This is a genomic window from Marinifilum fragile (genome assembly GCF_963677365.1).
Taxonomy (GTDB): Bacteria; Bacteroidota; Bacteroidia; order Bacteroidales; family Marinifilaceae; genus Marinifilum; species Marinifilum fragile.
On the sequence record NZ_OY781962.1, the window covers coordinates 91,594 to 115,846 of the forward strand.

General features: G+C 38.6%; 16 protein-coding genes. All 16 read left to right on the forward strand.

The genetic code is table 11. The features are described from left to right. Positions 1-2: 2 nt before the first annotated feature. A complete protein-coding gene (locus ACKPCA_RS00380) occupies positions 3-2,093 on the forward strand; it encodes an alpha-ketoacid dehydrogenase subunit alpha/beta (RefSeq protein WP_321280679.1) in 2,091 nt (696 codons plus the stop codon). 23 nt (positions 2,094-2,116) lie between these two features. Further along, positions 2,117-2,626, forward strand: a complete 510-nt coding sequence (locus ACKPCA_RS00385; protein WP_321280680.1) for a flavodoxin — start codon at positions 2,117-2,119, stop codon at positions 2,624-2,626. 116 nt (positions 2,627-2,742) lie between these two features. Further along, positions 2,743-3,291: a transposase gene (locus ACKPCA_RS00390; RefSeq protein WP_321280682.1), complete on the forward strand. Its 549-nt coding sequence runs from the start codon at positions 2,743-2,745 to the stop codon at positions 3,289-3,291. Between the two features lie 387 nt (positions 3,292-3,678). Further along, on the forward strand, positions 3,679-5,856 hold the full coding sequence (locus ACKPCA_RS00395; RefSeq protein WP_321280684.1) for a S9 family peptidase: 2,178 nt from the start codon (positions 3,679-3,681) through the stop codon (positions 5,854-5,856). Between the two features lie 1,516 nt (positions 5,857-7,372). Beyond that, the gene (locus ACKPCA_RS00400; RefSeq protein WP_321280685.1) at positions 7,373-8,299 is read left to right on the forward strand and encodes a carboxypeptidase-like regulatory domain-containing protein; all 927 of its coding nucleotides are present in this window, start codon (positions 7,373-7,375) and stop codon (positions 8,297-8,299) included. Positions 8,300-8,694: 395 nt separating this feature from the next. Next, positions 8,695-10,581 carry a DUF262 domain-containing protein gene (locus ACKPCA_RS00405; RefSeq protein ID WP_321280686.1) on the forward strand — a complete coding sequence of 629 codons (1,887 nt, stop codon included), beginning with the start codon at positions 8,695-8,697 and terminating at the stop codon, positions 10,579-10,581. 100 nt (positions 10,582-10,681) lie between these two features. After that, on the forward strand, positions 10,682-11,005 hold the full coding sequence (locus ACKPCA_RS00410; RefSeq protein ID WP_321280688.1) for a hypothetical protein: 324 nt from the start codon (positions 10,682-10,684) through the stop codon (positions 11,003-11,005). Positions 11,006-11,298: 293 nt separating this feature from the next. Then, positions 11,299-12,687, forward strand: coding sequence for an alpha-L-fucosidase (locus ACKPCA_RS00415; protein WP_321280690.1), 1,389 nt, complete (start codon positions 11,299-11,301; stop codon positions 12,685-12,687). A 125-nt stretch (positions 12,688-12,812) separates the two neighbouring features. Further along, positions 12,813-14,252 carry a M20/M25/M40 family metallo-hydrolase gene (locus tag ACKPCA_RS00420; protein ID WP_321280691.1) on the forward strand — a complete coding sequence of 480 codons (1,440 nt, stop codon included), beginning with the start codon at positions 12,813-12,815 and terminating at the stop codon, positions 14,250-14,252. Positions 14,253-14,362: 110 nt separating this feature from the next. Further along, positions 14,363-14,932, forward strand: a complete 570-nt coding sequence (locus ACKPCA_RS00425) for an HAD family hydrolase (protein WP_321280693.1) — start codon at positions 14,363-14,365, stop codon at positions 14,930-14,932. A gap of 309 nt (positions 14,933-15,241) precedes the next feature. Further along, positions 15,242-15,730, forward strand: coding sequence for a putative molybdenum carrier protein (locus ACKPCA_RS00430; protein WP_321280694.1), 489 nt, complete (start codon positions 15,242-15,244; stop codon positions 15,728-15,730). Positions 15,731-16,260: 530 nt separating this feature from the next. Continuing rightward, positions 16,261-18,666, forward strand: coding sequence for an ABC transporter permease (locus ACKPCA_RS00435; RefSeq protein ID WP_321280696.1), 2,406 nt, complete (start codon positions 16,261-16,263; stop codon positions 18,664-18,666). A 204-nt stretch (positions 18,667-18,870) separates the two neighbouring features. After that, positions 18,871-19,245, forward strand: a complete 375-nt coding sequence (locus tag ACKPCA_RS00440; RefSeq protein WP_306741132.1) for a NifB/NifX family molybdenum-iron cluster-binding protein — start codon at positions 18,871-18,873, stop codon at positions 19,243-19,245. Positions 19,246-19,989: 744 nt separating this feature from the next. Then, complete coding sequence (gene ilvD / locus ACKPCA_RS00445; protein ID WP_321280697.1) at positions 19,990-21,825, forward strand: dihydroxy-acid dehydratase; 1,836 nt, start codon at positions 19,990-19,992, stop codon at positions 21,823-21,825. 23 nt (positions 21,826-21,848) lie between these two features. Beyond that, positions 21,849-23,585, forward strand: coding sequence for a biosynthetic-type acetolactate synthase large subunit (ilvB, locus tag ACKPCA_RS00450; protein ID WP_321280698.1), 1,737 nt, complete (start codon positions 21,849-21,851; stop codon positions 23,583-23,585). 89 nt (positions 23,586-23,674) lie between these two features. Then, positions 23,675-24,190, forward strand: a complete 516-nt coding sequence (ilvN, locus tag ACKPCA_RS00455) for an acetolactate synthase small subunit (protein WP_054718418.1) — start codon at positions 23,675-23,677, stop codon at positions 24,188-24,190. Positions 24,191-24,253 lie beyond the last annotated feature (63 nt).

The window sequence follows — 24,253 nt, forward strand, 5'->3', positions numbered from 1 at the left end:
TTATGGAAACATTAGAATTAACCTCAGTTGAGAAAGAAAAGAATAACGAGATGACCGAGACGAAAAAATTTAGTATTAAGAACACTTCCAAAGAATTGTTGGGTCGTTGGTATCATTTAATGACTCTTGGTAGAGCATTAGACGAAAAAGCACCTAACTATCTGAAGCAGGCAATTGGATGGTCATACCATGCACCATATGCAGGACATGATGGAATTCAGTTGGCCATTGGTCAGGTGTTCGACAAGGAAACAGATCATTTATTCCCTTATTACAGAGATATGCTTACCTCAATTTCAGCTGGATTAACAGCCGAAGAGGTAATCTTTAACGGAATTTCGAAAGATACAGATGTTGCAGGTGGTGGACGACACATGTCGAATCACTTTGCAAAACCAGAGTGGAACATTCACAATGTATCATCATGTACAGGAAACCATACGCTGCATGCAGTAGGTGTTGGTCGTGCCATGAAGAAGTACAAGCACGAAGGTGTTGTGTTTAGCTCGCAGGGAGAATCATCGGTATCGGAAGGATATGTTTACGAAGCCATTAACGGAGCAACCAATGAGCAATTGCCAGTTGTTTTTGTTTTCCAGGATAATGGTTATGGAATTTCCGTTCCTAAGAAAGATCAAACTGCAAATCGTAAGGTAGCAGACAACTTTCGTGGATTGAAATACCTTAAAATTATTCACTGTAATGGTAAGGATGTATTCGATTCGATGAATGCCATGTTGGAAGCCAAAGAATATGCATTGGCAAATTCAACTCCTGTTATTGTACAGGCCAACTGTGTAAGAATGGGTTCACATTCCAACTCCGATCGTCATGAGCTATATCGTGATAATGCTGAGTTGAACTACGTGCAGGAGTATGATCCGCTAGCGAAGTACCGTAGAATGTTGGTGCGCTACAAGCGATTTACCGAAGAAGAACTTCAGGCCATTGATGCAGAAGTAAAGCTGGAAGTTAAAAAAGCGCATAAGGCAGGTTTAACTGCTCCGGATCCAGATCCGGCATCCATCTATGATTTTGTATTGCCTGAAGCTTACGTATCAGAAAAATATCCGGAAGGAACGCATGATTATACAGGGAATGAGAAAAAGCTGATTGAAGGTTTGAACGAAACCCTAAAAGCAGAATTCCGACACAATCCTGATACTTACATTTGGGGACAAGATATTGCCAACAAGGACAAGGGTGGTATTTTCAATGTTTCGAAAGGAATGCAACAGGAGTTTGGTAAGGAGAGAGTATTTAATGCTCCGATTGCCGAAGACTATATCATGGGAACAGCCAATGGTATGAGCCGTTTCAACGATAAGATCAGAATTGTGGTTGAAGGTGCTGAGTTTGCAGATTACTTCTGGCCGGCAATGGAACAGTTTGTTGAGACTACTCACGATTTTTGGAGATCGAAAGGTCAATACTCTCCGAACATTACAGTTCGTTTGGCATCAGGTGGATACATTGGTGGTGGATTGTATCACTCACAAAACATCGAAGGTGCATTAACCACATTCCCAGGGGTTAGAATTGTTTACCCATCATATGCCGATGATGCTGCAGGTTTGTTAAGAACCAGTATGCGTTCGAAAGGTATGACTGTATTCATGGAACCCAAGGCTTTGTACAATGATCCTAAGGCAGCCACTCCGGTACCGGAAGATTTCGAAGTTCCTTTTGGTAAGGCACGTGTAAGAAGAGCAGGTTCTGATTTGACTATCGTAACCTACGGAAATACTACTCACATGTGTGTTGAGGTTGCTGACAAGTTAGCGGAAGAATCAGGCAAGCAGGTTGAAGTGATTGACCTTCGTTCCTTAATTCCTTTGGATAAAGAAACGGTATTGAAATCGGTATCAAAAACCAATAAAGTACTTGTGGTTCACGAAGACAAAGTATTCTCAGGATTTGGAGCTGAAATCTCGGCCATGATTACTGAAGAGGCATTCGAAAAGTTAGATGCACCAGTAAAACGTGTGGGATCAACATTTACTCCTGTAGGATTTAATAGAATTCTGGAAAGAGCAATTCTTCCAAACAACGATAAGATTTATGCAGCAGCTAAAGATCTGTTGGATTACTAATTCTTGATTAAATAGTGAAACAAATGAAAAAGATAGGATTATTCTATAGTTTCAATACAATAAAGACAGCGAAGAATGCAGAGAAGATTAAGAATGCATTTGGTGATGCTGTAGATATCGACAAAGTAAATGTTGAAGAAATAGACGAGGAAACATTTCTTAGCTACGACAATATGGTGCTAGGCGTTCCTACCTGGTTCGATGGCGAATTGCCAAACTATTGGGATGAGTTTATGCCAGCCATTGAAGACCTGAAACTAAAAGGCAAAACAGTTGCTTTGTTTGGATTAGGTGATCAGGTTGGGTATCCAGAGAATTTTGTGGATGCCATTGGAATTTTGGCCAAAGCCTTGGAAATAAGAGGAGCAAAACTGATTGGATTGACTTCGACTGAAGGCTTCACGTTTGAAAGGTCGGCAGCTTTGCGTGATGGAAAATTCTTAGGTCTTGCACTGGATATTGAAAATCAGGCAGCATTGAGCAATGATAGAATCAAAAATTGGGTTGAGCAATTGAAAGGAGAGTTCAACTAAACGATAGCAGATATTAATTAATGAAATTATCAGTAGAGACGTACGGCAGTACGTCTCTATTTTTTTATACCGTATCAAACCATTAAATTTAAAAGACATATGATTCATATCAGCTAATGAAAACGAACAAATTTCAAAACAAATATAGAATTCCATCGGCAAGGGCAACATGGTGGGATTATTCCAGTGAAGGTTTGTATTTTATTACCATCTGTACCCAGAATCAGGAAATATTGTTTGGTGAAATTGAATCGGAACAAATGATTTTATCGCCAATAGGCAAGATTGTTGAAGAAGAGTGGTTAAAATCATTTTCAATACGCGATGAATTGTATTGCGAAGAATATGTAATCATGCCGAATCATATTCATGCGATTTTGCAAATCAAAAATAATGGAAATGAACCCGTAGAGACGCACGGCCGTGCGTCTCTACAAGGGGTGGCATATCGACCACCAAAATCCATATCATCATTTGTTGCAGGTTTTAAATCGGCAGCAACCAATAAAATCAATCAATACCGACAATCAACAATGCCGGTATGGCAAACCCGTTTTTACGATCACATCATTCGTGATTTTGAGGAATATCATCGAATTCAAAATTACATCATCGATAATCCAAGCAATTGGCAGAAGGATAAATTGTACAAAGGAAATTTGTAGGGGCGTACAGTAGAGACGCACGGCGGTGCGTCTAAATAATGCCACCCAATATCGCATAGACGCACGGCCGTGCGTCTCTACAATTACAATTAATTAGAATCATTATAAATCCACGACAGTACAAAAATCAATAGAATCTAAAATGCCGAAAAATTCATAGATTTACCGATACTTATGCACGACATTACAATCATATTGCAAAACAGATCATACAAAGGTCTTTACGAATGCTGGATTTGTTGATACAGCAACACCTCTCCATCTCTACACAGAGATAGATTAGCCTTGTATGGCTAATTCCCAACTAGAACTAATTAACTAAAAATAAGAAACTCACGCTCATATGGATGTAGTAGTGGGTTGTATTTTAATGAACCAAAATCAACAATGAACAAACTAACATTACTATTACTTGCCTTTTTGTGCGTATTTGGTGTACAGGCACAAAAAAGTTTTCAGCTTGAAGATATCACCAACAATGGAACCTTCTATGCCCGATCGGTTTACGGATTAAGATCGATGAAAAGCGGCGAAAGCTACACCGTTTTGAAATATGGAACCAAAATAGAGCAGTTTGCTTATGCAACTGGTGAGTTTGAAGAAACAATTTTCAGTCTATCGGATGTAGGAACCGAAAAGGTAAAGCGCATTGATGGTTACCAATTCTCGGCAGACGAAAGAAAGATCTTGATTACAACAAATCGTGAGGACATCTATCGTCATTCGTTCTCGGCAGAGTTTTTTGTGTATGACAGAGACAAAAAGACACTGGAAAAACTATCGGAAGGAAGACAGCAATTGGCAGATTTCTCTCCATCAGGAAACCAGGTGTGTTTCTACCGAGCAAACAACCTATTTGTGAAAGATTTGAAATCAGGAAAAGAGACACAGTTCACTTTCGATGGAAAATACAATCACATTATTAATGGTGCGCCAGATTGGGTATACGAAGAGGAGTTTTCGTTTTGGCAAGCCTACCAGTGGTCGCCTGATGGCAAGCGAATTGCCTACATGCGCTTTGATGAAAGTGAAGTGAAACAGTTCAATATGACTGTGTTCAAAGGCTTGAATCCTGAAAAGAAATCAAACGCACTATATCCTGAAAACTATACTTTCAAATACCCAAAGGCAGGAGAGAAGAATTCGGTGGTTAGTGTTCATGTTTACGATTTGGAAAATGGGAAAACCACTAGCGTTGATGTGGGAGAAGAAATCGATCAGTACATTCCAAGAATCAAATGGACACAAGATCCGAAGGTTTTAAGCTTGGTGAGAATGAATCGACATCAGAATCATTACGAGTTGTTGCTGGCAAATGCTGACAATGGCCAAACCCATTTGTTGTATGAAGAAAAGAACAAGGCTTGGGTAGATGTGAACGATGATTTGACCTTCTTGAGAGACAACAAGCACTTTATTGTAACCAGCGAAAAATCAGGATTCAACCACATCTATCTGTACAATATGAAAGGCGAGTTGGTTCGCCAGGTAACCAAAGGCGATTGGGAAGTGAGCAAGTACCTGGGATATGATGAGGACAAGAAATTATTCTACTACGAGGCTGCAGCCGTTTCTCCATTGCAAAGAGAAATCTACTCGATAGATATCAAAGGAAAGAAAACCCATAAATTGAGTGAGCAGGTGGGAACAAACTCTGCGAACTTCAGCAAGGGATTCAAATACTTTATCAACTACTATTCGGCCAATGGCGTGCCAACAGTGGTAACGCTTCACAATGCCAAAGGCAAGTTGATTCGTACTCTGGAAGACAACCAAGAATTGAAAAAGAGATTGCAGGAGTACAAGATTCCAAAGCGTGAATTTTTCTCGTTCGAAACATCAGAAGGTGTGAAATTGAATGCCTGGATGATGAAACCAGTTGACTTTGATGAAAACAAGGAATACCCTGCACTCTTGCACTTTTATGGTGGTCCTGGTTCTCAGCAAGTTTTGGATAGATATAAATTCGACTGGCTGGAATATTTGGCACAAGAGGGCTTTGTGGTTGTGGTAGTGGATAACCGTGGAACCGGTGGACGAGGAGAGGCATTCAAGAAATGTACATACATGCAGATTCAGAACCTGGAAGCCATCGACCTGATTGAAACCGGAAAGTACATGGCAAAACAGCCATTCATTGCTGCCGATAGAATTGGGGTATATGGATGGAGTTTTGGTGGACAGATGTCTTCGCTTTGTATGTTCCGCGGAGCTGATGTGTTTGCAGCAGGAATCGCGGTGGCACCGGTAACTACCTACCGTTATTACGATAGCATTTACTCGGAGCGTTACCTGAGAACACCACAGGAGAATCCGGAAGGATACGACAATTATGCACCCATTCATTTTGCGGATCAGTTGAAAGGAAAGTTCTTGTTGATCCACGGAACTTCGGATGATAATGTTCACGTACAAAATACATTGGAGCTGGCAGAGGTATTGGTACAGCACAACAAAAAGTTCGACATGCACTTGTATACGAATCGCAATCATGGCATTTACGGGGGACAAACCAGATTGCATTTGTTTACCAAGATGGTGGACTTCCTAAAAGAAAACCTATAGCATGGAACAATTAGCAATTAACAATGATCAATTAAGAATGATCAGTTAGCAGTAATCAATGAACGGTTATCAGTAAACAGTTACCAATGTTTTGGTAGCTTGAACAAATAAAGGGGGATAAGGAGGCGCTTGATGCGCCTCTTTTTTTGTGGAGGTTTATTGTTAAAGAATGTACCCCAAACCCCTAAAGGGGCTTTTCCTGTGCGTTGTTCCCTTTAGGGATTTAAGGGTGTGGGTGGGAAAGGTTGCTGACTTAAAAATATTGTTTTATAAGGAGAAGGAACTAAAAGTTATAGGTTGTATAAATATGTAGCAGCCATTTCCCTCTCCTTGAGGCAATGTCATTACGTGTAGCCTCGAAGAGGCGTCAGCAATAGAGTAGGGCGATGCCCTTTGCTAATGCTTTAAGACTTTCAGCCTTAATTTAATGACATTGCTCCTCAAGGAGAGGGCAGGTGAGGTGTATTTCATAATCAAACTGTTAAAAAAATACATATTCATTTGTTTACAGAATAAAAATAATTATATTGTATATTGATTTGAAATGACAGACTCATTCACCTGACTCAATGAATGGTCTGATAGGGAAGAAAATTATAAATGTCGTTTGCCGTGGGACTATAAATAAGCAAACGCAAACTAAACTGAGTTATTTATGAATTCTACATGTTATGAGCTTTGCAAGCCAATAGAGCTGGCAAGTACTCATCCGAAAGAAACTCTTGAAAAATTGAGCACGGTGCGTCGCTGAATGAATCTTGTCAAGGCACAAATTCATTCGCCAATCTGTTATTTAAAGCTTCACAATACTTGTTTTGATCATGAAAATGATCATGAGATTCTTGTGAGCTCGTCTGTTATGTGTTCGCATCCTACCGAACCTACTCTTTTCCCATAAACCAGGGAAGGCGGTCAGCAATGACTGATTCAAATAAATGACTTTTACGAATTAATAATCGGTATACCTGCTATTCTGTAAGGGATACAAAGGCATGTGACTTGTGAACAGCTTAACAAAAAGCAAAATACAAGAAGTCTTGGTAGTACTTACAATAAAACATGGTAGAGGATACATGAATTGCTGGTGGTATGTACATGTAAAGATGGGAGTACATACATGAACATCTGGTAGTGGATACAATGAAGTCTGGTAGTACATACAAGAATAGCTGGGAGTGAATACATAAAGCCATGGAAAGACTACAATGAAAGCTGGTAGTACCAACAACATGTGTGGGTAGCACATACAATAAACGAAAGGAGTGAATGCATGGAAAGCAAAATAAGATAAAAGGAAAATAGAAAAATAAGAGTTAGGCAAAACAACAAGCGAATGGAAACAAGGCCCATTCGTATGCAAACCAAAAAAAACATCTAATAATACCGATTACTATTCAAAATGTGCCTTTAGAGCGTATCACTTCTAAAGGCCCTTTAAATATGTATCGGCATTATACCAGCGCATTTTAATATATAATTGGTATAAGATGTAAGTAACAATTAAACCCGTTCTGATATGAACAACATACAACAACAATTGGTCAGGCAGATGAGAAGCTTCCTGACTTTTAAGAAAGAGCATGAGACAGAGATTGCTGAGAATCCTTTGTTGGTGAAAATGGCTACTGATATTGAGAGTATCGAAAAAAGTATTAGTGAGCTATTGGGCCAGCAGGATAGAAACAGCAAGGCTTTGACTCAGGAAAAATCAAGTAAAATTAATGGCTTGATTGAGCTTACGGTGAAGATTTGTGAAGTGATGAGTAGTTATGGCAACTACACGAACTTCAAAGTATTTACCAATATCGAAGGTTGCTCCAAAACCGAGCTTTCGCGTTGTAGGGATGTAGAGGTATTGATTCGTGCTGAAAGAGTGGTGATGATTATGGAGGAAAATCCTACGGAGGTGACTGAGGCAACCATTAGTGCTGAGGACATTACCGCCTTAAAGGCTGCCATTGCGGCTGCGCAGGCTGTAATCGACATTCCGCAGGAGTTTAGAAGAAGTCAGCACGACATTACCGTGAAGTTGGAAGATGGCTTGGAGCGTTACAGGAACATCATGAACAATTCGCTTAAGGATTACATGCGTTCCAAGTACCAGCAATCGAATCCTGATTTGTACAGTGCATTTGCCTTGGCGGTAGATGTAGATGCCATACCAAAGCGACGAAAAGCATTGGTGGGCACGATTCTGGACGAAAAAGGTGCTCCGGTACGAAAGGTTAGGGTTTCGGTTGATGGGTCCAAGCCAGTGATTCGGGGAGGTAAAAAAGGAGGATTCAATTTCCAAAACCTAACACCTGGTGAACACCAGTTGACCTTTAGCCGAAAGTCGTACCAAAGTGTGACGGTGAACATACTGATTGTTCCCGACAAAACTACCACATTAGATGTGGTACTAAATACCATTAAAGTAGAAGAAGCAGTGCCAGTGGAATAGCCTGCTCTTAACTCTCTGTTGTTTTGCCTATGCTTTAAAGCCACCAAGTGATTGGTGGCTTTTTGTTTGGATTGAGAAGATTGTGTTAATGAATACAATAGTTTACAAGCTTGTTTATTATTTAAAGTGAATCTATGTGTGTTTGCATATGTAAATAGATAATTATTGGTTAAATTCGTTATTGCTTATTGCTGATAGAGATACATTTTAATCTTGCATGAATAGAATCGGAATTTTATAAGGGTGAAGTGTGTAAGGATAAGAATGCCAGGAGTAAGTGAAAATGAATGGATAAGTGGAGCAAGGAGCATTGCACTTTATACCTATGTTGTATGCCTTTGCTGAACAGTCGCAAAAGATAAAAAATAATAAGAATAACATAAACAAGTGTAAGAATGGATAATTATAATTTAGACACAGGAAAACGATATATAAAAGATGTATTTGCTCCTGAATGCTTTTACAATATACCAGAATATCAAAGACCATACGTGTGGGGCAATGACCAAGTAACAGCACTGCTAGATGACTTAACAGCTGCGATTGAGCATGATGATAATAAAGAGTATTTTCTAGGCTGTATGATTTGGAATACAAAGACAGTTCAATCAAATGGACTTAAATATACTTATCAAGACATACTAGATGGACAACAAAGATTTATTACTCTGTTCTTATTGCATGGTGTAATTAGAGATTTATCAGATGACAACAGATTAAAAAAGAAAGTCGTTAATCGACTAAGGCAGGAAGAAGATGTTTATGATGGTGTACCAGAAAGGAATCGAATTGTATTTGAAATTAGAGATGATAAAGACTTTCTTGACAAATATTTATTGAAAGAAGGAGGCACTGATAACGAAGATGAATTGTCAAAACTTGCAAATACAAAAACTAATTCAACATCAGTTCGGAATATGGCATTATCCATTTTGTCAATAAGGAAATGGTGGAAAAACTTAAGCAAGACAAAGGGTGATAATGATGAATATCAAGAGTTTGTGCAGCAGTTCTTTCAGTATCTTTCATCAAAGGTTTTAGTTTTATACCTAGCAACTCCAAATAATTTGGATGATGCATACAACTTATTTACGGTATTAAATAGTCGAGGTTTACAGTTACAAGTAAGTGATATTTTAAGAGCCCAAAATTTGAGAATAATTTCAGATGATAAGGAGCGTAAAAAATACGCAGAAAAGTGGACAAGCTTTGAGGATAATATAGGAGAACCTTTCTCAAGTTTTGATGATTTTTTATGGTCATTGGTTTTTATCAATATGAAATACAGGAGTGATGATAACCAAAGCTTACCCAAAGCTTTCGAGTTTATGTGGAAGCGTAACATGTTAAAAAAAGGAGTTTCTACATTTGAATTTGTTGAAAAGTATGTTGGGCACTATGAAGCAATAACCAATGGTAGCATTACTTCAAAAGAAACGGGCTGCTTGTTCTCAAATCTAAATATGATTCTGACTTCAGTATTTGGTAACCAATATATGACACCATTGATGTACTATAGAGAATGTTTTGGAGAATATCGTATTATAGATTTTATCATCAAACTTGATAATTTACTTTCAATCCCATGGTTGACAGGAAAACGAACTTCTCAAACAAGGGTTTTTATTATTCTGAGAAAAATGAATGAATTTAAAGGAAGTAATTATGATACTGCATCAATTGAGACTGCAGCTGATAATTTTCTTGAAAGTGAATATTTAAAATATGATTACCAAGACGAAAAAGCGTCCACAGAATTAGATATTAACGAACTATTTGCAATCCTAGATAAGGAAAATTGGGGGAGTTATGCTGGAACAAGAATTAATAAAACAAGGTATCTTCTATTAAAACTTGACTTATTGTTAGGGAATTTTAATACAAGTATACAGTTCAACAAAAATAATTCTTCTGTTGAGCATTTAATACCTAGAAAAATACAAGATACATCTTGGGATATTGATTCGCAAGAACATATGGAGTGGTTACATAGACTAGGTAACCTTGTTCTTATTGACAGACGAAAAAATGCGTCCTTAAGTAACAGACTTTTTGATGAAAAGAAAATTCGTTATCAAGGGGCTATTGAAACTAGGGCGAATACAAATTTTGTATTTATGAATAATAGTGTCTGGAACATTTTTGCAGTTAAACAAAACCATTATAGAGTACTTGAAATTTTGAAAGATTATTATTTAGGTAATAGTGTCAAGGCTGTAATTGCGATTAAGGATAAAGTGTCAAAATATGATAATTCAAAAATAGTCATGCCCTTTAATTAATAACGGTATACAACAATGGCTCATAAACCCAGATAGCGCGAGCTTGCAGCTCGTGCTTTGCGAATGCAAAAACTAGCAATTACTTCCAAAGATTGTAAACATGAGAATCATATCACAACTCATACTCCTATTAATACTAAGTTCACTTTTCTCTTGTCAGAATAAAGCCAGTCAGGAAAAAGAAGCAGAACCCATGCCCAAATTAATTGACTTTCAGCTTGACAAATACGAGAGGATTATTGATGAAAAGGTTAGTCAGTATAAGGGGCAATCAAGGGTTAAAGAAAATCCACTGATTGTGTTGGATGGTAAGCCGTATCGATATGATGATTTGAAGAAAGAAAAGACTCTTAAAGTTTACGCAGATACCATAAGTAAGCATAGGTTCTTTGCCAAGGAAAAAGGGAGAGGCTTTGTATGGTAATCGTGCTGAAGATGGTGTGATCATTATATCGACAACAAGGTGAAAATTGAATAAGGATTACACCAGATGGCTATATGCTATGCATCTCTAAGATGCTAAGCATGTTTGACTGCCTCTGATGGCGAGAGTGTTTCGCTTGAGTTCTGTTATGAAGAAGAAGGTATATTTTGCATTGGGCAAAATCCGAATTGCAAACTCGAACCAGCAAGGATTGATTATCATATCAACCACCAGGTAAAAATAAACCTACTCCTCATTATGGTAGGAAATTTTAGAATGAAAAAACGAAGCGAATGAAAAAGTACCTATTAGTTATTCTAACTTGCTTTGTGGTTAATACTGCTAGTGCACAGGATTTTCCAAACAAGAGCTATCAAAGCAATTACGAAACCATTATGAATCGTACGGAATGGTGGCGACAAGCACGATTCGGGATGTTTATTCATTTTGGAGCCTATGCAGTTCCTGCAAGTGGCGAGTGGTTTAAGTCCAATAAAAAATTGACTACGGAGGAGTACCAGAAATATATCGATGATTTTAATCCTGATTTGTTTGATGCCAGGAAATGGGCAAAGCTAGCCAAAGAAGCCGGAATGAAATATGCCGTGCTTACTGCCAAGCATCATGATGGCTACTGTTTGTTCGATAGCAAATTAACAGATTATAAAATCTCAACTTACATGCCCGAACGAGATTTGGTACGGGAGTATTTGGAGGCTTTTCGGGCCGAAGGCTTGAAAGTGGGTTTGTATTACTCGGTAATCGACTGGCATCACAAAGATTATCCAAATGTTGGGAACCATCCTCAAAGAGAGGATGAAGGATATGGCAAGCAAAAATTCGATTGGGACAATTATTTAAAATACATGCACGGCCAGGTTGAAGAGCTTGTTACAAACTATGGCAATATAGACATCATGTGGTTCGATTATTCGTTTGGCGAATACAAAGGTGAGAAATGGAAATCGCGTGAACTGATTGAAATGGTTCGTAAGCATCAGCCTGATATCATACTAAACAATAGATTGGTAGGAGATGGAGGGAGTAGTATTTTTGATGCAGAATATCCGCTGGGCGATTTCAATACACCCGAACAACAAATTCCTGAGGCTCCTATAAAAGATCAATACGGAAATTTGATTCCATGGGAAACATGCCTTACCCTGAATAATAGTTGGGGATATAAAGCCACTGACAGTGACTGGAAAAGTCCACAACTTGTTATTCACACGCTGGTAAATTGCGTAAGCAAAGGCGGTAACCTGCTGCTGAATGTGGGGCCGAATGCCAAAGGTGTTATTCCTGAACCATCAGTGAAAATTTTGCAGGAAGTGGGCAAATGGATGTCTAAAAATGGAGAAAGTATATATGCTTGCGGAATACCGGAATTGCCTAAAACCGATTGGGGGCGTTATACACAAAATGGCAATAAGTTGTATGCACACTGGATGTATCCGCACCTGGGAGGAATAAATATAAAAGGCTATGCCGAAAAAACAAAGCAGGTAATATTGTTGCATGATGGTTCCGAGGCACACACATTTACCTCTTGGTGGGGAAATCAGAATAAGGATAATTTCTTCATCAATGTAAAAGCCTATCCTCATTTTGCGTATCAGTTGCCTGATGATATTGATACGGTTTTTAGACTGGAACTGAAAAATGTGGAATCGGATCAATAGTGTAATTGGTTACCCCAGATAGAGAGAACTTGCGGATTTTAGCTTATAATTTTCACTGGTAAGAGAAAGCATTCGTGATTGGAAAGATAGGATGAAATGAATGAAAATGAAATCATTAATACACAATGAAAGAGAAAATATTGTTAGCATTTATTGGAATCATTTTATCATTTACAGCCATCAGAGCGCAAAGCCATGCTGATTTGTATAGCAAAGACATTAAGGCTAAAAATTTGAAAGAGCATGTTTACATTTTAGCATCGGATTCGTGTGCTGGCCGAGAGGTTGGAACTTTGGGAATTAAAATTGCTCGCGACTATATTGTTTCTCAGTGGGAAGAAAATGACGTACTTCAAGCTTATTTTGAAAAGACTTGCTTACAAGCTTTCCCTTTGCTCACTTTTGAAAAGAAAGTGCCCCACTTACAAACCAACAACACAGAGCTTTTCTCTGAGAAAGACTTTATGTATTCAGGTTGGTTTGATGATTTCAACAAAGAACTTCCACTTGTATTTGCTGGTTATGGCAGAGAGGAAGACTACAAAAATCTGGACGTGAAAGGAAAAGCGGTATTCACTTTGAATGATAATCTGAGAGCAGCAGTCAGAAATGCCAGAATAGCTAAAGAATATGGTGCTGAACTTACGATAGTAGCCAATCCGAAAAGCAGCAATCAATTTGAAAGCATTGCCTTGCAATTCGAAGATTTTAACAGGTTTAAGAAATGCAGATTGCCCAATACTATTGATATGGAGGATGCTATGAGCGGTTTGCCAAATCACAGGTATATGACCATTAGCTCTAAAAGTGTAAAGAAATTAACAGGCAAAAGTATACAGCATTGGAAAAATGAAGCTATAGTAGGAAATGAGCCTATTGGAGAAATAAAACTTTCGGTTGAGCCAATGAAGGTGGATACCATTGTAGAAAACAATGTTGTGGCATATATTCCGGGAAAAAATGCAAATGAATCGATTATTATAGGAGCTCATTACGATCATTTGGGCACGGTAGACAATAAAATATACTATGGTGCTGATGATAATGCTTCTGGGGTATCAGCATTGATAGAACTTTCCAAAGCATTCGCGAAAGCTTATCAAGATGGATACAAACCTGAAAAGAACATCATATTTGCTGCTTTCTCGGCAGAAGAAGGTGGGATATGGGGCTCTAAGTATTTTGCAGATCGACTTGAAAATAAAGAGCAGGTGAAGCTCATGATCAATATCGATATGATCGGACGTGCGGATTATCATCATGAGAATGATCCGGGCTATTTCTATTTTATTGGTAAACATTTGGCAGACTCTCTTTATACTCAAGAGAAGCAGCTTAGTAAAAAATACAAGCTAACGTCTAACTATTCATCAATTACAGATTATTCAGATAATAAATCATTCTCGGAAATAGGAATCCCAAGTATTTTCTTCTTCGATGGTAAAAACCATGACTTGCACAAGCCAACGGATACAGTGAATAAAGTCAATTACAAAAGGATGGAGAAAATAAGCAGAATGATTTTTGAATGCATTTGGAGAAATGCGCTTGTTAGTAAGAACTAATGAATAAATATACTTTGATGCTCTCACTCAGAGTGAGGGTATCAATATGAGATGAATGAGAGCCTCACTTGAAGTGAGACCCTCATGTTACATGCAAAATGAATGAAGTTATGGATAGCGAAAAAATAGCCTTATTTGATATGGACGGAACCATTTGTGACTATGTTGGTTCGATGAAATTGGAATTGGAAAAATTGAGAGCACCCAATGAGCCATTTGTAGATCCGTTTGTGGTGGGTGATGCACCCGAATATCAGTACCTATGGGACAGAATGGAGTTGATCAAATCGGATGAGAAGTGGTGGGCCAATCTTCCGAAATACCAATTGGGCTTTGATATTTTTAAGCTGACCAAAGAGTTGGGCTATCACAATGAGATTTTAACCCAGGCTCCAAGGAGGAATCCGGCAGCCTTGGCGGGTAAACTACAATGGATCATCAATCACATAGATGGAGAAATAGAGTTTACCATGACCCGAAATAAAAGCAGGCATTACGGAAAGATATTGGTGGATGACTATCCTGGTTACATCATGCCATGGCTAAAGCACCGCCCAAGAGGTTTGGTTGTAATGCCTTTGAATGAGTACAACAAGGGATTTACCCATGAGAATGTGGTGGTGTATGATGGCAGCAATATTGATGAGGTGAAGGAGATCATCTTGGAGCGAATTGGGTGATTGTTGTTGAGAAATGAATAAAAAAGATCTGATGCTCTCACTTCAATTGAGGGGATCAGTACACAATGAATGAGAGCCTCACTTTGAGTGAGACCCTTATATCATAAACTATTCTTCTTTATCAATAAATTCAAATTTCATCATATTTTATGTCGGATAAGTTTGTGTTTGTTATATGCTAAGCATCTCAAAGATGCTAAGCATGTTTAGATTCCTTCTCAAAGTTTCCCAATGGTAATGGAAAATGAATTACAAACTTCATTGCTTTTTTGTGCTATCTTGTAGGTAAAGAATCAATTCACACATTAGATGCACATTCCCAAACAAATCATATCAGGAGGTCAAACTGGGGTTGATCGTGGTGCTTTGCAGGCAGCACGGGAATTGGGAATTTCTATTGGTGGGTGGTGTCCGCCCAATCGGGAAGCGGAAGATGGAAAGATTCCCATAGAATTAGACTTGAAGGAAAGTCCATATGAGCGCAGCAATGCAGCAAGTCATGTAGCACGTTCCCTGCGAACCGAATGGAATGTGCGAGATGCGGATGCCAGTTTGATTTTGATGCCAACTTCACATCTTATTGATTCTGGAACGAAATGGACCATTGATTGTTGTACTGCAATGAATAAGGCTTATCTGATTTGTGATCCACACGAAAAGGGGAGCAAGCACATTATTCAAAACTGGTTGAAAGAGCACAGACCATCTGTTTTGAATGTAGCAGGGCCAAGTGAATCAAATGCTCCGGGAATTCAGGATGCTGCAAAAGCTCTTTTGCAAAGTCTGTTTTCATTGTAAATGTTAGGAGTGCCTCTTTGATGCTCTCGCTCAAAGTGAGGGTATCCTTGCAAGATAAATGAGGCCTTCCTTCCAGTGAAACCCTCATGTTATAAATTGTTCGTTTTTATCCCATAAACTTAAAGCAGACTTCACACTAAGCAAACATTGCAAGAGAAAAGAAAAACCATATTTGCAATGTACTTATGTCTGATTATAAAACAGATGAATCATTAGTTTAGGTTATTGTTGTTGTAGGAGCTCTCGTTGGGGGCTCTTTTTTTTTTACAGTCCAACTGTCCAACAGTCGAACAGTCAAATAGTCGAACAGTCAAATGGTCTAAATAGGGGAATGCATTAGGAGTCGGGAAGTATGTGTAAGAACCTGAGTTGAAATGTGAAGAATGCTGAAAACCGTACAGTTTATTGTTCGTTAGTGAACAGATTTTAAGTAGGAATTCAAAGATGGTATTTTACAATTTATTGATATTTAATGCTAAGTAATTACTGGTGTGGTATTTGATGTCGATTACGAATCAAAACCCAAACTTATGATACGAAACTATTTCCTGATTGCCTGGCGCAATTTGTTAAAGAACCGTGTGTTTACCTTGGTAAATATACTTGGACTCGCCATTGGTATAGCCGCTTGTTTGTTCATTTCCTTGTATGTGAATTATCACAACAGTTACGACAATTTTTATGATGATGTAAATGATATTTACCGTGTGAGATGGGAACGACACTCTCAAAAAGGAGATGAGATTCGTTTTGCATCAGCTTGTCCTGCTGTAGGAGAAGCGTTAAAAGAATCATTTCCAGAGGTTGAAGCCCTTGCTCATTGTTACAATGCCCATGGTGTTTTTAGATATGAGGATAAGGTTTTTCAGGAAGACAGAGCTTATTGGGTAGACAATGAGTATTTAAACATGTTTTCCTTCGAGTTTGTGAAAGGAGATCGAGCGACTGCATTGATTGCCGAAAATTCAGTAGTAATTTCGGAAAGTATCGCCCGAAAGTATTTCCAAAATGAAGAGCCTGTAGGTAAACTTCTGAAGATGAATAAGGATTTGACTTTGGAAGTGAATGGGGTTTTTAGGGATAGACCTGCGAATGTACACTGTAAAACAGATGTTTTGCTCTCTTACAAAACTTTGGCTCGACTTTATGGGCCCAGGGTAATGAAATCGTGGCTGTACAGTGGTTTTTATACTTACGTAAGATTAAAAAAAGGAAGCGATCCCAAGCAGGTTGAGGCCAAGGTTCCAGCTTTGCTCAAGAATCAAATCAGTGAGGTGCTAAAGAAATTCCAATTGGAAATGTTTTTCTACTTGCAACCCGTTAAGGATATCCATCTGAGTTCTCACTATATGCAGGAGTTGGAAACCAATGGAGATAAAAAAACAGTAAGCTTTCTATACATCATTGCTTACTTTATCATTCTGATTGCCTGGGTTAACTTCCTAAACTTGTCTACCATATCATACATTGGAAGAGCCAAGGAAGTAGGCCTACGAAAAGTAGTAGGAGCTTCCAGAACCAAAGTGATATTGCAATTTTTGATGGAGTCTTTGCTCATCAACCTGATCGCTGTTGGTCTGGCTATGATATTCATTGAGCTTTTCATGTCTGGATTTAAAAACTTGACTGCCATTCCTGTAGAATACAGCATTTGGCATCAGAATTGGTTTTACTGGAATTTACTTGCCATGCTCTTTATTGGGGTATTCATATCAGGAATGTATCCGGTTTGGGGATTGAACTTTACGGATATGAATAAAATGCTGAAAGGAGAATACCAGGGAAGTAAGGCGGGATTGGTACTTCGAAAAGGTCTGGTACTGTTGCAATTTGTCATTTCGATTGTATTGATTGCAGGAACCTTAAGTGTGATGATGCAGTTGAACCATATGCACAAGTTGGATCCGGGTTTTAACAAGAATGATATCATTGTGTTGAGTACGCCAATGGTGGGCGATTCTACTTTAATTCACCGAAGAGATGCCTTTAGGGAAGAGCTTGAACGCCACCCGCAAATTAAATCGGTTTCCTATTCTTCTTATGTGCCGGGAGAGGATATCAAATCGAATTTGGGAAGTATTTACCGCGAAGGCGATGAACCCACAGCCAGTAAAAACTACAGGTTGATCCAGGTAAACGAGGAGTTCTTGGATTTGTACGAAATGCAAATGTTAAAAGGAAGAAATTTCTCGAAACTGCATCTTTCGGATAGTAAGGCTGTGGTAATAAATGAGAAAGCAGCTTACCATTTGGGTTACAATAATCCATCCGATGCAGTCGGAGATAATATATTTCTGAGTAGGGAAAAGAAAAAAGTGATTGGTGTGATCAGGGACTATGCACACCAAACTCCAAAGGAAGAATATGAGCCGATTATTTTTCTTACTCAACCTGGTGTTTTGGGCAGTCTGTCTGTAAAACTAGAGGCTCCTGTTTCCAAGAAGTTGATCCATTTTATTGAGGATCAATATCAGACTTTATTTGAGGGAAATCCTTTTAACTATTATGTATTGAATGAGGCTTACGAAGCACAATATCAGGATGATATCAGATTTGGGAAAGTGTTTGGAATATTTGCCTTATTGGGGATTATCATCACCACTCTGGGCTTGTTGAGTTTGTCAGCTTTTACAGCCAATCAGCGCAAAAAAGAAATCGGAGTTCGTAAGGTTTTGGGAGCAAGTGTTAAAACCATATTACTGATGCTCTCAAAGGAATATTTTAGACTTTTAATTATTGCAACAGTCGTAATGTTACCATTGTTCTACTTTGGCATTCACTATTGGTTGAATGGTTTTGCTTCACAAATGGAAATATCAGTATTGCTGTTTATTGTGCCTGTGTTTGTAGTGGGAATCGTTGCTATTTTAACGGTAAGTTACCAGTCCTACAAAACTGCCAATTTAAACCCTGTGGATTCGATAAAATATGAATAAAAGGAACAAAGGTTGAAAAGTAAAATGGTAGAATAGTAGAAAGGTAATGTGATGCAGAAACCTATTCTCAATCATCTTATTAATCGGTAAAATACAAATAGAAAGCACAGAAGTTTGCACGATTATTATTGTTTTGTACTTTTGAGGTCTGAAATGAGTATATTCTCATTTAGTAATACTTAATCAAAAGAAAATAAAACAAATATGAAAATTGCAGTACCAGTTACCAGTAACAAACAGGTTGATGGCCATTTCGGACATTGTGAATTTTATAATATTTATACGATTTCAGAGCAAAACGAGATTGTAGGCAGTGAAATCATGGATTCGCCGCAAGGTTGTGGTTGTAAGTCGAATATTGCACCATTATTGGCAGAAGCTGGCGTAAAGGTAATGCTTGCAGGAGGGATTGGTCAAGGTGCCATTAATGTACTTTACAACAATGGTATTGAAGTGGTTCGAGGATGTTCTGGTAATGCCGATGAATTGGTTCAACAATTTATTTCAGGAATGGTAGAAGATAGTGGAGAAACATGTAATCATCAACATGGAGCTGATGGACACTCATGCAATCACTAAAAAAAGAAAAAGCCAAATTTGATGTGTTAATTTGTTTAAATCGAATAGTGGATACATCAAAAAAATTGTATTGTGATTCTCTTTTTTTATTGATTTTGGATGAGAAAATATCAGCGCAAAGCTTTGCGAAAAATAAGTTTGGAGTAATAAAATTGAATTGAAGCTAACATTTTCAGAAAAAACCTATAAAAATAATAAATACAGAAAATCAGCTAGTTATGAATTTTATTTAGAATTAATTTTTCGTAAAAACAGGAATTGGGAATCGTAGGATTTGGAAAAAAAAGATTTTTTCACATACATTTGTCGCATAGATTTGTCAGCGTAATCAGATCGAAAGTGATTGTAAATGTTCGTTGACAAAATTAAAAACAAACAAAAAAAATTACAACATGCGTTTAAGCACAGTCATTATTATTAACGTCATTATTCTTGTCCTTCTAGGACACAGAACGGGGCTTTGCATGTTTAAGTAAACGAATTTAATTGTTACAAAATATCTAAAGCCTCTTCAAAACGAAGGGGCTTTTTTTTGATCAGGTTATTGTATGTTATCATTTAACGTAATCATTATTGTCATTATTATTTCTATCGTCATTATTAGAATGAGGATCAGGGAAGACGTGCATATACAATAACTTCGAAACAAACGAATTTATGAGCGCTCTTCCCAAAAGGAAGGGCGCTTTTTTTGATCTGTAAGTGAGAACAAACACAAGATAAACGATTTAACTATTAACCGAAATGTATAAGAAACCGTTACGAAGTAATCAAACCACACAGGGCCGAAGAATGGCGGGAGCCAGAAGCCTTTGGCGTGCCAACGGAATGAAGGAAGAGATGTTTGGCAAACCTGTAATTGCTGTAGTAAACTCTTTTACGCAATTTGTACCCGGACACGTTCATTTAAAGGATGTTGGCCAGATGGTAAAGCAGGAGATTGAGAAGTCGGGCTGCTTTGCTGCCGAGTTCAATACCATAGCCATAGACGATGGGATTGCCATGGGACATGATGGCATGTTGTATTCACTTCCATCAAGAGAAGTAATTGCTGATAGTGTGGAGTATGTGTGTAATGCACACAAGGTAGACGCTATGATCTGTATCTCGAATTGCGATAAAATTACGCCAGGAATGATGATGGCAGCAATGAGACTGAACATTCCAACTGTGTTTGTATCAGGAGGTCCAATGGAGGCTGGAGAATCGAAAGGTGAAAAGCTGGATTTGGTAGATGCCATGGTAAAAGCCGGAGACGACAGCGTAAGCGATGAAAGATTGCAGGAGATTGAAGAATCTGCTTGTCCAACTTGTGGATCGTGTTCAGGAATGTTCACAGCCAATTCGATGAACTGTTTGAATGAAGCACTGGGATTGGCTTTGCCAGGAAATGGTACTGTTTTGGCAACTCATGCCAATCGCAAGCGCCTGTTTATGGATGCTGCAAACTGCATTGTCGAGATTACCAATGCCTACTACAAGGATGGAGATGAGAGCGTTTTGCCTAGATCAATTGCAACATTCGAAGCCTTTAAGAATGCAATGACTTTGGATATTGCAATGGGAGGATCAACCAATACGGTTCTGCATTTGTTGGCAATTGCAAGCGAGGCAGAAGTTGATTTTACCATGAATCACATGGATGAGCTTTCGCGCAAGACACCAAACCTTTGTAAGGTAGCACCAAACTCGGATAAATACTACATCGAAGATGTGAATCGTGCTGGTGGAATCATGAGTATTCTTGGAGAGTTGGCAGCTGGCGGATTGTTGAATACCAATGTTGGTAGAGTGGATTACTCTACATTGCAGGAAGCCTTGAACGATTACAATCTAAACTCGAAGACGGTAAGCGATAAAGCTTTGTCTACTTACCATTCAAGCCCAGGTAAAAAGGGAAGAAACTTGAGTTTTGCATCTCAGAATGAAGTATATGCTGATTTGGATGCAGATCGTAAAAAGGGATGTATCCGAAGCATGGAAAATGCTTACACCAAAGATGGTGGACTGGCTGTACTGTTTGGAAATATTGCACCGGATGGTTGTGTTGTGAAGACAGCAGGAGTTGCCGAAGAGGTATTCAACTTTACAGGAACGGCAAAAGTTTTTCAATCACAACGTGATGCTTGTGAAGCGATCCTTACCAAAAAAATAGAAGCAGGTGATGTAGTGGTGATTCGTTATGAGGGACCATCGGGAGGACCAGGCATGCAAGAGATGCTGTACCCAACTTCCTATTTGAAATCCATGGGCCTCGGAGCCAAATGTGCACTCATTACAGATGGAAGATTTTCAGGAGGAACCTCAGGCTTATCCATTGGGCATGTTTCTCCGGAAGCAGCAGCGGGAGGATCTATCGCACTCATTAAAGATGGAGATCAAATTGAAATCAGTATCCCAAACAGAAGTATCAATGTTTGTATTTCGGATGAGGAACTACAGGAAAGAAAAGCCGAAGAGGAAGCATTCGGAAAAGAGGCATATCAGCCAAGAGGCCGAGGTCGAGTTGTTTCGAAAGCACTGCAGGCTTATTCAAAACTAGTCTCCTCGGCAGACAAAGGAGCGATACGACAATTGTAATGGAACAGCAAAAAACGAACAAAATGGAAACAGCAACAAAAGCAGAAAATATCAAGGAGATGAATAATACAGGTGAAACCTTATCCGGGGCAGAAATATTGGTTCGTAGTTTAATACAAGAAGGTGTTGATACCATGTTTGGATACATAGGTGGTGCCATTATGCCTGTTTACGATGCTTTGTATGATTATCAGAAAGAACTAAAACATTATATGTCGCGTCATGAGCAAGGTGCAACTCACAGTGCTCAGGCTTATGCCAGATTGACAAAAAAACCAGGCGTTTGCTTTACCACTTCGGGACCAGGAGCTACCAATCTAATAACTGGTTTGGCGGATGCTTATTTGGATTCGACTCCTATGGTTGTAATTACAGGACAGGTTCCTAGTGGTTTATTGGGATCAGATGCCTTTCAGGAAACAAATATGGTTGGACTTTCGATGCCAGTTACCAAATGGAACTTCCAAATCACGAAAGCAGAAGAGATTGCAGAGGTAATGGCGAAGGCATTTTACATTGCTCGCACAGGACGACCAGGACCTGTATTGATTGATATCACAAAGGATGCACAGGTTCAAAAAGCTGAATACAAGTATGAAAGATGTAAAGGGATTCGTTCGTATCAGCCGGTACCAAAGCTAAATATGGATGAGATATCCGCAGCAGCTGAGCTCATTAATTCTGCCAAGAAACCTATGATACTTGCCGGTCAGGGAATCTTATTGTCGGGAGCAGAGCAGGAGTTGATGGAGTTTTCGGAAAAGACAAATACACCAGTTGCTTGTACTTTATTGGGCTTGTCTTCATTCCCTACTGATCATCCATTGTATGTTGGAATGTTGGGAATGCATGGAAACTATGGTCCTAATATGAACACCAACCAATGTGATGTTTTGATCGCTATTGGGATGCGTTTCGATGATCGTGTAACTGGGGATACATCGAAATATGCCAAGCAAGCAAAAATCATTCACATCGATATTGATAGATCTGAGCATAACAAAAATATTAGAGTTGATGTTCCGGTATTGGCAGATGCCAAGCAGGCATTAACAGAACTGAATAAAGTGGTAAGTGGTTCTGAACGTGAAGAGTGGATGCAGTCTTTCAAAGATTATTACCGATTGGAGTATGAAAAGGTGATTGAAAAACAAACGCACTCATCTCGTGAGAGAATTAATATGGCGGAGGTAATTGATTGTCTGTCGGAAAAAACAAATGGTGAGGCAGTACTTTGTACAGATGTAGGGCAGCACCAAATGACAAGTGCAAGATATTACAAGTTCAAGAATCCAAATACACAGGTTACCTCTGGTGGATTGGGAACCATGGGCTTTGGAATGCCGGCAGCAATTGGAGCTCAAATTGCAGATCCAAATGCAACCGTTGTTTCGGTTTCGGGCGATGGTGGTTTCCAGATGACCATACAGGAATTGGCGGTAATTCGCCAGTACAAGTTGCCGGTGAAGTCGATTGTATTGAACAACTCATTCCTTGGAATGGTACGCCAGTGGCAGGATTTATTCTTCGAGCAGCGATTCTCATACACAGAGATGGACAATCCTGATTTTGTGAAAATTGTTGAAGGATATGGCATTAAAGCAAAAAGGGTAAGCAAACGCGAAGAATTACAGGATGCGATTCAGGAGATGCTTGATTTTCCGGGAGCTTTCTTTCTTGAAGTGGTTGTAGAAACGGAAAGCAATGTATTGCCAATGATTGCTCCGGGAGCCGCAGTATCTGAAATGAGACTCGAATAGTTAAGAATTAATAATGAGTACTAAAAGAGTGATTATACAATCGGTAAATAATCTAACTACTTGATACTAGTTACTAAATACTAAAGAAAATGAAAGAGTATACAATAACGGTTTTTTCCGAAAATAATATAGGATTGTTGAATGAGGTAACAATAGTTTTCTCTCGTCGCAAAATCAATATTGAAAGTTTAACGGTTTCTGAATCAGAAGTGAAGGGAATTTCTCGATACACCATTGTAGCTTTTATGGATGAGAGCAAAGTAGAGAATGTGGTGTTGCAATTGGAGAAGATCATCGGTGTTTTTAAGGCACTTTATTTTGAAGCAGAAGAGATTGTTCATCAGGAAGTAGCATTGTTTAAAATTGCAAATTCTTCCAAGTTGAACGGTAATTTGGAAGCTTTGGTAAGAAATCAGAATGCAAAAATTTTGACTGTAAATCCGGAATTTCTAGTAATAGAAAAAGTTGGTTATAAAGCCGAAAATCAACAGCTTTTTAACGAATTGGAACAGTATGGAGTGTTGCAGTTTGCACGTTCAGGAAGAGTGGCAGTTTCTTGTTTGCAAAAAGATTTCACCAAATATTTAAAAGAATTTGTTGCTTAGTAATAAGCAATGCATCAATAGAAAAGTACTAAAATAGAATCTAATAAATTAACCATGATTTTG